This is a genomic window from Butyricimonas sp. Marseille-P3923, assembly GCF_900184685.1.
Classification (GTDB): Bacteria; Bacteroidota; Bacteroidia; order Bacteroidales; family Marinifilaceae; genus Butyricimonas; species Butyricimonas muris.
This window is the reverse complement of record NZ_FXXL01000005.1, coordinates 511,037-527,773: the sequence shown is the minus strand read 5'-3', so window position 1 is coordinate 527,773 and position 16,737 is coordinate 511,037. Positions and strand designations below refer to the sequence as shown.

Sequence of the window (16,737 nt, the reverse complement as noted above, 5' to 3'; positions counted from 1 at the left end):
TAAAATTTAAAAACTGGTAAGGTGATAAAGTTTCAATATAATAAAACTTCGCTTCAGGGGCTGGATAAGCAGTTGAAGATGAGAGTACGGGCATTGCCTACCATCAAAAACAAGGAGTCGGCTTTGCGGTCGGAGGTGAAGAAAGCGAAACAGGTGGCGGATGAGTTTAGTGTGAAGTTGGAGGAGACGCTGAATTCGCTCAACGATATGCTGCAGCTTTATGACGAGTACAAGGAAGATATTCTCGTCGTGAAGGATGTAAGGATGTCGGTGAAGAAGATTGCCGGGGTGAAGACGCCCGTTCTGGACGGGGTGGACTACGAGGTGAAGGATTTCAGCTTGTTCAACCAACCGGGATGGCTCCTTGACGGAGTTGAATACATCAAGAAAGTGGTGAGTATCGCTTTGGAGAGAGAGTTTTTCGCGAGAAAAATGGAGTTGCTCGATAAGGCGAGAAAGAAGACCACTCAAAAGGTGAACTTGTACGAGAAGGTGCAGATACCGGGTTATCAGGAAGCTATTCGTAAGATTAAGCGTTTCCTTGAGGACGAGGAAAATCTGTCCAAGTCGTCGCAGAAGATCGTGAAAACCCGTAAATTGATGGAGGAATAGTCTATGATAGTACCTATGATGAAATTATCCCTGTTGATATTTTACAAGGAATATCAGACGTTTCTCGGGGAACTCCGGGAAAAGGGAATGGTTCATATTCACGAGAATACGGAACGATCGGCAGAAGATACGGATCTTCAGGCTAAGTTGATGTTGATTAAACGTGCCGGAGAGATGATCACGCATATGCAGAGTCGGAACGATGTGGAGCAGATCGAGAAGGTAAAGGCTGACGACGAGCATTTGCTGGAATATCTGGAAGGTTTGTATAGCAGACAGGAACAAATCGACCAGCAATTGGTCGGGTTGGAGAAAGACTATGCCGCTTATCGCCCGTGGGGACAGTTCTCCCGGGAGAAGATTCAGAAGTTGGAAGCCGCTGGGTGGGAATTTCATTTCTTTTCCGTGGCGGAACAGAAGTTTCAACCGGAATGGGAAGCGACGTATGATGCTGTTGTCATTAGCGAGATGATGGGGCAAAAGTATTTTGTCACGGTTACTCCCGCCGGAATGAAGGTGGAATTGGAAGCGGATCCCTATATATTCCCTCAAGCAACCCAAGATGAGTTAAAAAAACAGATCAAAGGGCTACGGGAGGAATCGGTAAAGATCGGCGAAGAGTTGGATGCGATTTCCCAAGACGCGATTGCACGTTTGAAGAAGTATCGTTTACAGATCACGGAGATGGCGGATAAATTGAAAGTGGAGGATGCCGTGCAGACGTTCGTGGACGAAAAGGTGATTGCATTGGAAGGATGGATTCCCGTCGAGAAGGAAGCAGAGATGAGAAGTTTCCTCGAAACGAAGGATGTGTATTTCGAGTTTACCAGACCTACACCCGAGGATGATGTTCCCGTGCAGTTGAAGAATAGCGCTTATTCAAGATTATTTGAGCCGGTAACGAAGATGTTTGCTTTGCCGCAATACAAGGAATTGGATTTGACCCCCTTCCTTGCTCCGTTCTTTATGCTGTTCTTCGGAATGTGTATGGGGGATGGCGGATACGGGTTGATTATCTGGTTGGTGTGCTTTATCATCGGGCGAAAGGCTTCTCCCGCGATAAAAGGATACCTCGTGTTGGGGCAGTATCTGGGACTCATGACGGTTGTTGTCGGGTTATTAACGGGTTCGTTCTTCGGTATCGCTCTGGATAGCGTGGAATGGCCTTGGCTTGCCGGTGTGAAATCGTTGTTCCTGACAGAAGCGAACTATGGTAAATATTTGGGAGGTTATAATCCGATGATGATTATCGCTGTTGCCGTGGGTATTATTCAGATTCTTTACGGAATGTGTTTGAATGCCGCTCGGTTGACGAAACAATTCGGGTTTAAGTATGCGGTTTCCACGTTAGGTTGGGTCGGTGCAATTCTCTTGTTGGGAGTGTTGATCGGGTTGCCGATGTTGAAGGTGGTGATTCCGGAGGTTTTGAAGTACGTGTTGTACGTGCTTTTGGGACTCTGTGCGCTCACGATCTACTTCTACAACTCTCCGGGAAAGGGAGTTTTCACGAATTTCGGCTCCGGGTTGTGGGGAACGTACAACATGGCTACCGGATTGCTGGGGGACACGCTTTCCTATATCCGTCTTTTCGCTATCGGGTTGACGGGTAGTATTTTGGGAGGAGTGTTCAACACGTTGGCATTCCAACTCACGGACGGTCTACCTGCCGTTGTAAAATTTATTGCGGTATTTCTGATCTTGATTATTGGTCACTCGATAAATTTCGGTTTGTGTATGATCAGTTCGTTCGTGCACCCGATGCGTTTGACTTTCGTGGAGTTCTACAAGAATGCCGGATTTGAAGGTGGTGGTAAGCAATACGAGCCGTTCAGAAAAAAAGTAAATGATTAAAAACAAAGATTATAAAAATAACAAATTAAATAGATTAGAATTATGGAACCAATTTTATTAGCTTATTTAGGTATTGCGTTGATGGTGGCATTATCAGGTATCGGTAGTGCTTACGGGGTTACTATTTGCGGTAATGCAGCCGTGGGGGCGTTGAAGAAAAATCCGACCGCTTCCGGTCAGTATATCGGTTTGTCCGCCTTACCTTCTTCACAAGGTTTGTACGGATTCGTGGGATACTTCCTGTTGAGTAGCTTCTTGACGAACGTGGATATGGGTTGGGGACCTGCTTCAGCTATTTTCGGTGCCGGGTTAGGTCTTGGTTTGGTGGCATTCTTCTCTGCTATCCGTCAGGCTCAAGTATGTGCCAACGGTATCGTGGCTATCGGTAGCGGTTATAACGTATTCGGTACTACTATGGTGTTGGCCGTGTTCCCGGAGTTGTATGCTATCTTGGGATTGTTGGTGTTGATCTTGATCACGGGGTTGATTCCTGCATAAGTATCAAAGTATAGATTTTAATTATATCTGAAAAACGGGGACTTCGTGTGTAAGTCCCCGTTTTATTATTTCATGATAACAAAATGTGATTTTTTAACGTATCATCATTATTGAAATATAAATGTTGAATAATGATGATTCGGATAAAACGTTACGGCTTGATTCTACTTTTCATGTGGTTGGGAGTGGAAACGCATGCCGTCGAGATAAAGAAGAAGTTGTTGTATGACCGGCATACTTTGTCGGACACGTATAAATACGGGAAGCAGGAGCGACGTTTCCAGTGGGATAAGATTTCGGCATTTTTGGATTCACTCGTGACGTTTCAAGAGCGGAATGACGGGTATGGCGTGTTAAGGAATTATAAAAATCAGAATGGTGAAGCCCCTTTGACAGAAAAATATATGACTAATAAATACAAGCAGATTAGGGATACGTTCGGGGTAAATCGTTATCAAGGAATTCCTTTGTACAGCTTAGGTAACGTGAAAGTTCCATTCCGTTACGGTCGGGACGGGGCTTACGTTTCCGTGATCAGCGATAGTGCTGATTATTTCCAGATTATCCCGGCTACTTTCGGTGGCGTGTGGCACGTGCCTAAAAAATACATGAAGCTGATAGGTCCTCTTTCAATTAAAAAAGTTATATTTGTTGACCGAACGAACCAGAACATAGCAACTTTGGAACAGGATGGAGCCACGTGGTTGGTGCGGAGTATGAATCCGATTACAACGGGAGCTAACAGACCGCCTTATCAACAGCCGACACCCCCGGGAATTTATTTCATTCAAAAGAAATTGTCGGAGATGTTGTTCTTGAAGGACGGGTCGGCGGAAGAAGGAGGGTTTGCACCATACGCTATCCGGTTTACAGGGGGAGCTTATTTACACGGGGTACCGGTGAATTACCCTCACAACGAGTTGATAGAGTTCAGTTGGTCGCTCGGGACAACGCCAAGGTCGCACATGTGCGTGAGAAATGCCACGTCACATGCCAAGTTCATGTATGATTGGGCGGAGGTGGAGAAGACATTGGTGATCGTGTTTGATTAATGTAAATGATAGTTATGCGTGTATTTTTGACGCTTTTTTTTGTCGGGATTATTTGTTGGATGGCGCAACCGTGTGTTGCGGCAGAAAGGCATTTGCCCGTGAATAGCAAAACGCTTTATCACGAGATTGGTTTGGAGGGTATCGTGGATTATGCTCTTTTTGAACGAGCGATTGCCGGGTATAATCAAACCGATTCATTGGCGAAGGATATTCTCACCTTGATTGATTTCTCGAAACCTTCTACCGAGAAGCGTTTGTACGTGGTTAATTTGAGATTGAAGAAGTTACTCTACGTGTCATACGTGTCGCACGGGAGAAACAGCGGGGAAAAGTACGCTACTTCATTTTCCAATAAAGAGGGTTCTTACAAGAGTTCGTTGGGTTTCTATCGGACGGAAAATACTTATTACGGGAAGAACGGGTATTCCTTGATTCTTGACGGATTGGAAAAAGGAATAAATGATAACGCGAAAGAACGGGCTATAGTGATGCATGGGGCTGCCTATGCTGATCCGTCCACTATTCGGTCGTGCGGTCGATTGGGACGCAGCTTGGGATGTCCGGCTTTACCGCTGACGGTGTGTAAAAAGATTATTGACACGATAAAGGGTGGAACTCTTTTATATATTCACGGGGATGACAAGACTTATGCCGAGCGAACCGCTTTTGCCGGGGATACGGATAGGAAAATTTTTTAAATATTGGATATGATAACTTACGCTATACTTATTGTCACGGTGGTGGTATCAATAGCTTGTTTTAGCAATGATTCGTTATTTAACAAGCTGTCATATTCGCCTTACCGTATGATACACTCTAAGGAGTGGTACCGTATTATTTCTCACGGGTTTGTACACGCGGATTGGGTGCATTTGTTCGTGAATATGTTCACGTTTCTTTCTTTCGGTCAGTACGTGGAGAGTGCTTTCGGGTATTTGGGCTTTAGCGGGGGTAGTTTTTTACTTCTGTACTTCGGTGGAATGATAGCGGCTTCTCTATATGATTTATGGAAATACCGGGATAATCGATATTATACTTCTATCGGGGCTTCGGGGGCGGTATCGGCAGTGTTGTTTACCGCCATATTCTTGAATCCTTGGGATAAGATTTATTTATTCGCCGCGATTCCTATTCCCGGTATCGTGTTCGGTTTCGTTTATTTATGGTATTGCCAGTACATGGCGAAGCGGGGCGGGGATAATATCAATCACAATGCCCATTTCTACGGGGCGGTGTATGGTTTTATTTTCCCGATATTACTGGAACCCGGGTTGTTGCAGATATTTATACAGCAACTTTTAAGGCACTAATCGGTTTTTAGAGAATAAAAATCTCTATATTTGTAACTCAAGTGCAAAAAATGGGATATGCGAGTGAGTGACCAAGAGATTTGCGAGTTGCTGAAAGAGCGGAAGATAGGTGGAATGGAGCTTCTCTTTAAAGAATACTACAAGCCGCTAGTGGTTTGGGCAGCTACTTTTTTGCACGATACTCAGCGTTCGGAGGATGTGGTACAGGATTTTTTCGTTAAATTGTGGGAGAAGTCGTTTGCGGATAAGTTACAGCCTGATACACTGAAATCATATTTGTTTACTTCCGTGCGTAACTTGGCTTTGAACCAGCTCGATAGAATAGATCCGTTAAGGCGGGCTTGTGACGTGGCACGTTACGAGAGTCCTTGGGAAGAATATGATAGTTTCGAGGACGAGGTTTTCCGGCGGGTGGAAACGGAAATCGGGAAGTTGCCGCCCAGAACACAAGAGATTATTCGAAGCGTGTATTTGAAGGGAATGAAATATAAAGAGGTGGCGGATGAATTGGGTATTTCGGTTTCGACAGTAAATTCTCTTCTGGTAAAAGCGTTAAAAAAGCTCAGGCAAACAACTGAAAAAGAGGGTGATATTGCGGTGTATTTATTTTTTCTTGAAAAAAGATTATTGGAAATCACGTGAGTCCCATATCTTAATAGTAGGTAATAGCATGGAAGATACGTGGATATCTTATTGAATTTCCGTGTTAATGTCTTATTATACAAGGTGTTTAGCCGGTATAAAGATGCTCCCGAGCGGCTTTACATCGGCTTTGTACCGGCTTTTAAGCGAGAATAATCCCTATTCTCCACGGGATATGCATGGGATTACAACGGATAGTGTTTATAAATAAATCTTCTATCTGCAAGCAAAAGGAAATCAAGGTCGAGGATAGAATACATCGCAATGTTTGGTAGTAAGTATTCGTTACGAATAAGATGAGGTTAGTGTCAAATTTTGGGGTGTTCATAAAGTTATTTGGCTGTCTGTGTCATTTGGTTGATGACAAGAGGAAGGGAGGATATTTTTGTATCGTTAATTTAAAAATAGAAAATGATGAGAATAGAAATACGATGCAAAAGTTTGGTGGGCATGATGAATTTCCGGAGAGAACAGGGAGTTGTGCCGGTGAAGATAGGGAACAAAGTCCTTTTAAACTCCTTTCAAACTCCTTTCAAAGACCTTCCCGAAGGTCTTTGAAAGGAAAATATTAAGAATGTAAAAAGGGATAAATAGATAATTACTTGCTTATCTCTTTATTTGTGGAAGGCGATTTCTGTCGGTCGAGGAGGAAATAGAAGAAAATATTTGAGAAAAATGATTTTTGTAATGTGTTGATTTCGAGTGTGTATTTTTGTGTGAATTATTTTTCTTTGAAAAAAGTTTATTTTCGAGTCAATGATTTTTGTTCTTGAACTGTATTATAGTTGAAAAATATCACGACTATGATGGAGCAAAACGAAATAGATGAAAAATTACTCTTGTATCTCTTGGACGAAGCGGATGAAATCGTTCGTGAAGACGTGGAGATATGGTTAGCCGAGAGTGAGCGTAACCGGGAGTATTTTAGGGAGTTCCAGCGAGTGCACTTGGCTTTGGAGTGGAGCGTATATGCTCGTGAGGTACAACCGGATTTCAATACTTTCCGTCGGAAATTGAAAAAGAATTTGAATATACGTGTTTGGTATAGCGTGGCGGCTGTATTGGTTTTAGCGTTGAGTGTGGGAGGTGTTCTTTTCTGGCGCACGACGGAAGTTCCGGTACAAATGGCACGGGAAATATCGATTCAACCGGGAAAGCCTCAGGCAATACTGGTATTATCCTCGGGTGAAAAGGTCGAGATGGGAATGGAAACCCGACAATTGGAGGAACGGGATGGAACTTCAGTGCGAGTGAATGAAACGGGTAGTATTTCTTATCAAGCTGTTCGAGAGGATGAAACTTTGGAAAAAGATGCGGAGAAAGTGATGAATCGTTTGTTGATTCCACGGGGGGGAGAGTTTAATTTGACATTGTCAGACGGAACGCGGGTGTGGTTGAATGCCGAAACGGAATTGCTTTACCCGGTACGGTTTAATGGAATGCAGCGGGTGGTTTATTTGAAAGGAGAGGCATATTTCGATGTGGCAAAGAATAAAGAGATGCCCTTTATCGTACAGATGGAAGATGATGTGGCAGTCAGAGTCTATGGTACGGAATTTAACGTGAATACCTATGATGGGGTGGAGACTGTTCTTGTGACAGGTTCCGTGAGTATGAATCAAGGTGGAAAAGAGGTGTTGTTAAAACCAAATCAAAAAGGTATATTTGATAAGTCAAAAGATGGGATAAAGGTCGAAGATGTCGATGTACTGCCGTACGTGGCATGGAAAGACGGAGATTTTATCTTCCGGAACGAATCTTTGGGTTCGATTATGGATAAGTTGAGTAGATGGTACGGTTTGGATGTGTTCTATCAAAACGGAGGTTTGCGTGATGTGCATTTATCCGGTAATTTGAAACGATATAAGGATGTACAGGAGTTGTTCCGTTCTTTCGAGAAGATATCGGACGCTCGTTTTAAAGTGAAAGGAAATACAGTATTTATAAGTAAGTTGTAATAAAAAAAGATGAAGATGTTTCCCCATCTTCACCTTTCAAAAGTTAAATGAATAGGTCCATTGGCAAGCGGATCCCTATTCACCATGTGTAATCTTTAACAACAAATCTATGAAATCTAATTGGAAATACGCTGTTTTTAGCGTTAAAAAATCAAAGACTTTGAAAATTATGCGACTGTTGATGATTTTTTGTTTCTTTTTTATTTCCGGGGTAATGGCAAACAGTTACTCGCAGGGACAGGTTGTTTCCCTTGACTTGCATAAATGTGACGTGAACACGCTGTGTCAGGAAATATGGAAACAAACAGGATTACGGTTCATTTACAATGAAGAGCATGTAAAGAACTTGAAAGCTTTCGACGTGAAAGCGGATAACAGGAAAGTACAAGAGGTATTGGATGAGGTGTTTAAAAATACTTCGTTGCGCTATTTCTTTGAGAACGATATTATTTATATCGTGAACAAGCAAAAAGATGAGCCAGAAAAGAAAGAAGGTAAATCGATTTCCGGTACCGTGAAGGATAGGCAAAAGAATCCTCTGCCGGGGGTGACCGTGTTAATTAAAGGTACCTCCGTGGGGGTGGTTACCGATGTGAACGGGAATTTTAAGATCACGTTGCCACAGGATACGGTGACTTTTATATTCTCTTTCGTGGGAATGAAAAGGCAGGAGGTGAAATATACCCCGGGCAAGAAGTTGGATATCGTGATGGATGAGGACGTGTCAGAAATGGAGGAAGTGGTAATTACTGGTTACCAGAAGATAGATAAACGTCATTTGACGAGTGCTGTAACCACGTTAAAAGCCGATGATATTAATGTCGCCGGAATTTCGACTATTGATAAGATGCTGGAAGGGCGTGTGCCGGGAATGATTTTCATGCAAAATTCCGGTCAGGTGGGTGCAGCTCCGAAATTACGTATCCGGGGTTCTTCCACCGTGTTGGGATCTCGTGAACCGCTTTGGGTATTGGATGGTATCATTTTGCATGATCCGGTGAATGTTGACCCCTCGCAGATTAATGATTTGGATTTCGTGAATTTGTTGGGTAATGCTATTTCAGGTTTGAACCCGGATGATATCGAGCAAATCGACGTGTTGAAGGACGCTTCTGCTACTGCATTGTATGGTACGCGTGCTGCTAATGGTGTGATTGTGATTACCACGAAGAAGGGTAAGGTGGGACCTCTGTCTATTTCTTACTCGTTTACAGGAAGTTTATCCCGCCGTCCGAGGTACACGGATCGGGAAGTGAACGTGATGAATTCTAAAGAGCGTATAGCTTTTTCCCGTGAATTGGTGGAGAAAGGAATCAAATTTACTGCATTAAACTCTTGGGTTGGTTACGAGGCTGCAATTTATGATTTCTGGAATGGAAGAATGAATTATGATGAATTCCAAAAGACGGTGGATCGCTACGAAACAGTTAATACGGATTGGTTTGATTTGTTGACTCGGGATGCTTTTTCTCATAAACATACGTTGAGTCTTTCTGGGGGAACTGAAAATATTCGTTATTATGGGTCTTTGGGATTTAATGACGAGAAGGGGGTTAATAAGGGAGAACAAAATAAAGCGTATTCAGCGGCATTGAATTTGACTGCTAATTACAATCGTTTCTCTGCTCGTTTTGCGTTTCAAGCGAATGTCGGCGAGAAAAAATATACGCCATCAGATGTAGGTATGTTTAGTTATGCTTTCAATACCTCTCGAACAATTCCGGCGTATAATGAAGATGGAACTTTATTTTATTACGATAGAACGTCCACATTGGAAGGAGGTTCTACTTCTACACATCCTTTCAGTATTTTGAATGAAATAGAAAATACTTCAGACGAGATTCGTTCGAATTCGGTATCTGTAAATACTTCTGTTGATTATAAATTTACAGACTATTTAAAGGCTTCAGCAACTTTGTCTTATCAGGTTAGTAATACGAACGAGGAAACTTATTTCGGGGAGAAGAGTTTTTATGCTGCTTGCTTGCGAGATGCAGGATTCACGGAACAAGGTAAAAAGGCAAATTATATGCCTTATGGAGGAGAATTACAATTGTTAGATTCTCGAAATAACTCTTATACGGCTCGTTTGCAATTGGACTTTAATAAATTCTTGGATGAAAACCGTATTCATATGATTACGGCTTCTGTGGGAGGAGAACTTTCTTCTTCACGTTATCGCGGCTTTTCGCAAACACGTCGTTGTTATATGCCGGAACGAGGAGAGTCTTACGCCCCCGTGGACGTGACTGCTTATCCCACGTACGTTGAATGGTTGGCTAATGATGAAGCTGCGTTAGGGAAACGTACAAATTCGTTAACGAACATGATATCTGGCTATTTCACGGCATCGTATAGTTATAGGGATCGTTATGTGTTGACTTTTAACATGCGTGGAGATGCTTCCAATAAATTTGGTAGCAAGAGTAACGATAAATTCTTACCTATTTGGGCTATTGCGGGACGTTGGAATATGAAGGATGATTTATTTGCCAATCGTGGTTGGGTAAATTTATTAGCGATGCGTCTTTCTTTTGGTTATCAGGGAAATATGTTGGATTCGCAAACGCCCGAGTTGATTATAAAGAAGGGAACTATGAACACGCAATTTGGGAAATACGAATCGACGGTAAGTTCATTCCCTAATCCATATTTGAAATGGGAAAAAACGGCTTCTTTTAATGTCGGATTGGATTTCTCGTTCTTGAATGATGCAATCAAAGGAACTGTTGCTTACTATTACAAAAAGACAAAAGACGCATTTTTGAGTAAAACAATTTCTGAGATTAATGGTGTTACCAATTATATGGTGAATAAAGGCACCTTGGAAAATCAGGGATGGGAGTTTGCTTTGAATTTCGTACCCTTTAACCCGCAGGGGGGGACTGATAGTTTCCGTTGGAGTATAGACCCGCAAATTGGTCAGGTATTGAATAAATTGATTGCCAAAGCGATTAATAATCAAGAAAAGGTAATTCGCGATGAAGTGAAATATGCTGATTATTTGTCTGGTAACGTGGAAATTCCGGGGCGTCCGTTGGATTCTTTTTACTCGTATAAATTCAAAGGATTGGATCCAATTGATGGTCGTCCCATGTTTTATAATGTGGAAATGGAGAATAAGGAAAAATTCGCAGACATGGATAAAGAAGACGTGTATAAATACGTGATGGATTATTCCGGATGTAGGGTGCCGACGTTACAAGGAAGTATTTCCAATAAATTGTCATATAAACGTTGCGTATTAGCCTTTAACTTGGCTTATAGTTTTGGTTCTAAGATACGTTTGTTAAAATTATACCCGAATGTGAATGGGGCTTACGGTACGATTGCTCCGCAGCCACACGAGAATGCTCGTCGGGAATTTTTAAAACGTTGGCAAAATCCGGGAGATGAGGCCTACACGAATATTCCGGGTATTTTATCTGGAGAGGCATTCCATTCGTCTGTTGCTTCCAACTGGTGGTCTGGGTATTCTTATTCTTTTGCGGATAATATTTGGTCGATGTATGATAACTCGGATATACGCGTTGTGAGTGGTAATTATTTGAAATTATCTTCCGTGAGTTTTCGTTATCTTTTCTCGGAAAGAGTATTGAAAGCATTGCGTTTAAAAGCGGCTTATTTTGAATTGACGGGAACAAACTTATTTACAATTAGTGCTAAAGAATTGAAAGGACAAGATCCTGCAACTCAATCCGGGTCGGCAAATACAATTAACATGAGTCTTCGTCCTACTTATTCTTGTCGTATTAACATCACTTTTTAAGTTTAGAGTTATGAAAAAGAAAATATTATATTGGGTCGTGTGCTTAGGATTGTTTACCATTTCGTGTGGTGATTTCTTGGAAGATTATTCTCAGGATTTGACATATGCCTCTTCTTGTGCCGACTTGGAAGAATTACTTATCGGGAATGGATACATTAAGCAAAATGTGTCAACAGCTTTCACGATGACTGGAGATAATGGTTTTTCTTGTCCATGGCTTCATGTTATGGATGACGATGCTATCGAACCGGATCGCAAACAACAATACACTGGGGCTGTATATCAACTTGAAGAGTTTCATCATTGGGCAAAGAATCCGTTCCAATACGAGGGAAAAACATTTGATGATCCTGCGTGGAAAGATTGGTATGCACGCATTGCTATAGCTAACGTGGTTATTCCTAAAGTTGACGATATGTTAGATGATCCGGAAGAGGAACGTAACCGGATAAAAGGAGAAGCTCTTTTTTTACGTGCGGGATTTTATTTCTTGTTAACGAATTTTTACGGACTTCCTTACCGGGAGGCTTCGGCTGCCACGGATTTGTCAGTACCTTTAAAGTTGACTGAATATATTGAAGATAAGTATTATTCTCGTAATACGGTAAAAGAAGTTTTCGAGTCTATAGAGAATGATTTGAAACAAGCTATCCCTCTTTTGAAAGGAGTGGAACAAACTACTGTTTATCAGGCAAACGAGGCTGCAGCCCGTCTATTGTTGAGTCGAGTGTATCTTTACATGGAGCGTTGGGAAAATGCTGTAGCTCAATGTGATTCAATCATGCTTATGGATAAATACTCTTGTTTGGATTTTAATATGGTTGATGCATCAAAAAGTAGTACGTATGCTGGTTCTCCCGAAACAATATTTTCGCAAGGAACTTACAGTATGGATTTTATCATGTCCGAAACAAGTTATAGTCCATACTACCATTATGGTTGGGTGGTGTCGGATGATTTGTTGAAAATATATGATGCGAAGGATTTGCGTAAAAGTGTTTATCTCACTCCGACAAGGATGCCGGGTGTGGATGGTACTACAGACGGTACTTTCCGTTGTATCAAGTTGAAAAATAAGAATACGGATGGATATGTGTCCGATATGTTCCTGTTACGTTACCCGGAAGTGATATTGAATAAGGCTGAGGCACTTGCCATGTTAGGACGGGAGAATGACTCTAAAGCATGTCTTCAAGAGTTGAGAGGCAATCGATTCAAGGTTGCTGATTTGCAATCTGTGATTGAAACAGGAGATGATTATATCACTTTTGTACGGGATGAACGTCGTAGAGAATTATGTTTCGAAGGGCATCGTTGGTTTGATTTGCGACGTTATGCCGTGTCTGCAACACATCCTTTTACAAAAGAGATTATTCACCCGCATTATGACCGTTGGGCTGGCTCTGGTACCGGTATGGGGGATGAAAGAAATGAATATCAATTTACCGGGAATTATAGGTTGAAAAAATATAACGAGGAAACGGCTTACGTGTTGCCGATCCCCGAGTATGCCATGACATATAATAATGGTGCGTTAGTACAAAATGAGAGAGAAGATCGTAAAATAAATAACTAAGACTATGAAAAAGATAATATACGTATTAGGATTTGTTGTATCGATGTGCGTGGTGGCTTGTAGTGGAGAAGATGACTTGACTCCAAGTTCACAGGATAACAACTGGTGGGTAAATGTCGATAATCCGGATGATCCGTTGGATCACTTCATCTTTGGGGTATACGAACAATATAAAGTACCTATTTTCTATACAGATACGGTGGGGACACGGGAAAAGAAAGATGCTTTTGGAAATCCTGTCATTTATTACGAAACAATTAAATTGAATTATACGATTTTGGGTGGAATGAGTGATGCTAAAGTCGTGGAGTATTCATTGTCAGAAAATCGGGAAGATATCATGGATGGTGTTGAATTTCTACGAGATTATGTATTACCAAAACTGCCGGATTATGTTCCTGCCCCGAGAAGTTATTTGTTAGTTGATACTTTGTGGCAAGGGCTTGCAACCGGACAAATTCGTTATTCCTCTGCTGCATACGCGGGAATGACAGCCGTTGCTATTGGAAAGTTGAGTGATATCAAGAAAATGACCACTTCAGAAAAACGACTTTTCGGAGGTGAAGTTTTGGCTGCACCTATTGCTTCAGATATTTATTCCGATTATAAAGCCGATCTTGATGCTAAATTTTTTAAAGTTTTGACGCAGGATGTAAATCAATTTTATGGTTATGGACAAAAGGTGGATATTAATAATACGAGCCCATATAACCCTTTTTATGTGCCGTGTGAAGAGTATGGTTTCTTAAAACCGGCTCAAGACAAGGAAATTATAGAAGGAAATTTATATTATTTCCCTTCACGGGATCAAGATGTGAAAGATTATGTGGCTTTGTATTTAGGTTTCACGGAGGCGCAAGTGCAAGAAATCTATGGGGATAAACCACACGTCCTAAAAAAATATGGTCTTATAAAAGAAATTATAGAAAGGTTGAAATAGAGATAATAGGAAATAATTAATAAATATCACAGTATGAAAATTGTATGTAGATTAATAGCATTCACTATATGCTATTTAGGGATGTGTGTGCCTGTACTTTCTGCCCAAGAGAAAGAAAAAGTAGAGGCGGATTCGACGAAACGGAAGGGATTGCCTGCTATTTCGGAGTTTATAAAATCTGAAGCGGAGGTACATGAAGGGATGTTCAATGTATACGTGCAGGATGACAAGTATTACATGGAAATTCCCGATGATATGATGGAGAGGGAATTTGTATCCATGATTTCAATCATCAAGGGGTCGGAGAATCCGAAGCCGACCCCTACTCAAATGTACGGTTACCCGGGAGATGCCTTGACCCACACGATTATTAGTTTCGAGCGGGGACCCAAGGACAAGGTGTTCGTGAAAAAGCCCACTTACGGCTATGCCGTGACGGACACAACGATGGGAATATACAACACGGTAAAGAATGCGAGTCTGATTCCCGTGTTGTACGTGTTCGACGTGAAGGCGAAGGGCGAAAACTCCTTGTTGCTGGATGTGACGACTGCCGTGACGGGGGATAATGACTTGTTCTCGTTGAAAGCGTCTGCTAAAAAGATGGGATTGGGTTCTTTTCAAGCGGATCGTTCTTACATGACCAAGATCAGCACTTTTAAGAATAACATCATCTTTCGTTCCGTGAAGAGTTATTCCGCGGGTTCGAGAGCCTTGCCGCCCAGTCCGGCGTACCCGAAAGGCGGAAGTGAGCCGACTCCTCCCACGCGTTGGGAAATCGGGGTATCCATTGCCTTGTTGCCGGAAGTACCGATGCGTCCGCGTTTCGAGGATAGTCGGGTAGGATATTTCGCGTACGGGAAAGTTGATTTCGGGGCGAATCCTTACAAATCGGAACGTATCAGCATGGTTAGCCGCTGGCGTTTGGAACCGAAACCGGAAGATATGGAGAAATACAAACGCGGGGAATTGGTGGAGCCGGTAAAACCGATCGTGTTTTATATCGATCGCAACACCCCGAAATTCCTGCAACCTTACTTTGTTGAGGCGGTGAACTTGTGGCAGCCTGTTTTCGAGAAGATCGGTTTCAAGAACGCCATTATCGGCAAGATGGCTCCCACGCCGGAAGAAGACCCGGATTTTTCTATCGAGGACATTCGTTATTCAGTGATCTCTTACAAGGCGTCATTGGTAGCGAACGCTTACGGTCCGCATATGGCAGACCCCCGTTCCGGTGAGATACTTTGTTCTCATATCGGAATCTTCCACAACGTGATGGCTATGGTACAACAATGGTATTTCTGCCAAGCTGCCGCTTCCGATCCCCGGGTGCGTCAATACCCGATGCCGGAAGAGGTAATCGGCGACGTGATGCGTTTTGTTGTGGCTCACGAGGTAGGGCATACTTTAGGACTGCGCCACAATTTCGGGGCAAGCAGTACTTATCCCGTGGAGAAGTTGAGAGATAGGGAATTTGTGAAGAAACACGGGCATACCGCTTCTATCATGGACTATGCGCGTATGAACTATATTGCCCAGCCGGAAGACAAGATTGACACGAAAGATTTGATTCCCGGTATCGGAATCTATGATGAATTTGCCATAGAGTGGGGATATCGTTATTTCCCCGGGATGAAGCTGAACGAGGAAACCGCTTATTTAAGAAAATGGGTGGGGGAGAAATACAAGGAAAACCCGAAATACTGGTTCGGAACGGAATTGGATATGTCCGATCCCCGCTGGCAGTCCGAGGACTTGGGTGACAATAGCATGAAGGCAAGCGAGTACGGTATCAAGAACTTGAAATTGATCATGAATAATCTGGAAGCGTGGACGAAAGGTGATGACGATGAGGCTACCTACCTGAAAATGATATACAACGGGGTATTGAACCAATACATGTATTTCGTTACGCACGTGCTGAAAAACGTGGCAGGTCGTTACAGTGAAACTCCCTTGCGGTCGGAGCCCGGGACGGGTTCCAGCATGGTGGAACTCGAACGGCAAAAGGAGGCTATGGACTTCCTCGCGAAACACGTGTTCAACAGACCCGACTGGTTATTTGACAAACGTATCACGGGATTGGCTGAAGTCGACGGGTTAAAAACATGGAGCAGTATCCAGCGTTTCGTGATCCAAAACTTGTTGCCGAAATCTGCATTCCTTACCACTTGCGTGGAGTTGTACGGGCGTGAAGGGAATTACACTCCCGAGGAGTTCTTCCGGGATATGGAAGACGGTATATTCTCCGAGTTGAAAAACGGGGGTGAAATACCTTCCTCTCGTCGGGACCTTCAAATGGAATACATCCGTCAGGTAATGGTGATCACGAATTACTCTGAGGTGAGAAAAACGACCAACCTGTTGACGTTATTCACCCTGCAAATGGAAAGCGTGGCAAAGGCGGCAGAGGCTTATGCCGTTAAGACGCAAGACGAGTCCGCCCGGATGCACGCTGATGCGATCGTGAAAACGATAAGGGGGTGGTTGAAGGGAGAGAAGAATGCTATATATTAAAAGTGAGGTTAT

General features: G+C 42.7%; 13 protein-coding genes. All 13 read left to right on the top strand.

The features are described 5' to 3' along the window. The first annotated feature begins 21 nt into the window (after positions 1–21). The 13 genes from CS948_RS05675 (at position 22) to CS948_RS05620 (ending at position 16,725) form a co-directional block, all read left to right on the top strand. Positions 22–612, top strand: a complete 591-nt coding sequence (locus tag CS948_RS05675) for a V-type ATP synthase subunit D (protein WP_099290740.1) — start codon at positions 22–24, stop codon at positions 610–612. 15 nt (positions 613–627) lie between these two features. Then, positions 628–2,463 carry a V-type ATP synthase subunit I gene (locus CS948_RS05670; RefSeq protein WP_176554939.1) on the top strand — a complete coding sequence of 612 codons (1,836 nt, stop codon included), beginning with the start codon at positions 628–630 and terminating at the stop codon, positions 2,461–2,463. A 42-nt stretch (positions 2,464–2,505) separates the two neighbouring features. Beyond that, a complete protein-coding gene (locus tag CS948_RS05665) occupies positions 2,506–2,961 on the top strand; it encodes an ATPase (RefSeq protein ID WP_065218712.1) in 456 nt (151 codons plus the stop codon). A gap of 131 nt (positions 2,962–3,092) precedes the next feature. Next, a complete protein-coding gene (locus CS948_RS05660) occupies positions 3,093–4,013 on the top strand; it encodes a L,D-transpeptidase (protein WP_255301869.1) in 921 nt (306 codons plus the stop codon). A 59-nt stretch (positions 4,014–4,072) separates the two neighbouring features. Next, the gene (locus CS948_RS05655; RefSeq protein WP_255301880.1) at positions 4,073–4,711 is read left to right on the top strand and encodes a murein L,D-transpeptidase catalytic domain family protein; all 639 of its coding nucleotides are present in this window, start codon (positions 4,073–4,075) and stop codon (positions 4,709–4,711) included. A 9-nt stretch (positions 4,712–4,720) separates the two neighbouring features. Beyond that, positions 4,721–5,323, top strand: coding sequence for a rhomboid family intramembrane serine protease (locus CS948_RS05650; RefSeq protein ID WP_099290737.1), 603 nt, complete (start codon positions 4,721–4,723; stop codon positions 5,321–5,323). A gap of 57 nt (positions 5,324–5,380) precedes the next feature. Next, positions 5,381–5,965, top strand: coding sequence for a sigma-70 family RNA polymerase sigma factor (locus CS948_RS05645; protein WP_099290736.1), 585 nt, complete (start codon positions 5,381–5,383; stop codon positions 5,963–5,965). Between the two features lie 414 nt (positions 5,966–6,379). Continuing rightward, a complete protein-coding gene (locus CS948_RS21610) occupies positions 6,380–6,523 on the top strand; it encodes a hypothetical protein (RefSeq protein WP_176554938.1) in 144 nt (47 codons plus the stop codon). 245 nt (positions 6,524–6,768) lie between these two features. Further along, the gene (locus tag CS948_RS05640; RefSeq protein ID WP_099290735.1) at positions 6,769–7,923 is read left to right on the top strand and encodes a FecR family protein; all 1,155 of its coding nucleotides are present in this window, start codon (positions 6,769–6,771) and stop codon (positions 7,921–7,923) included. Between the two features lie 109 nt (positions 7,924–8,032). Further along, a complete protein-coding gene (locus CS948_RS05635) occupies positions 8,033–11,692 on the top strand; it encodes a SusC/RagA family TonB-linked outer membrane protein (RefSeq protein ID WP_099290734.1) in 3,660 nt (1,219 codons plus the stop codon). A gap of 10 nt (positions 11,693–11,702) precedes the next feature. Next, on the top strand, positions 11,703–13,268 hold the full coding sequence (locus tag CS948_RS05630; protein WP_099290733.1) for a RagB/SusD family nutrient uptake outer membrane protein: 1,566 nt from the start codon (positions 11,703–11,705) through the stop codon (positions 13,266–13,268). 4 nt (positions 13,269–13,272) lie between these two features. After that, positions 13,273–14,208 (top strand): hypothetical protein, encoded by a 936-nt coding sequence (locus CS948_RS05625; RefSeq protein WP_141560888.1) that lies wholly within the window; start codon positions 13,273–13,275, stop codon positions 14,206–14,208. Between the two features lie 33 nt (positions 14,209–14,241). Beyond that, complete coding sequence (locus tag CS948_RS05620) at positions 14,242–16,725, top strand: zinc-dependent metalloprotease (protein WP_099290731.1); 2,484 nt, start codon at positions 14,242–14,244, stop codon at positions 16,723–16,725. Positions 16,726–16,737 lie beyond the last annotated feature (12 nt).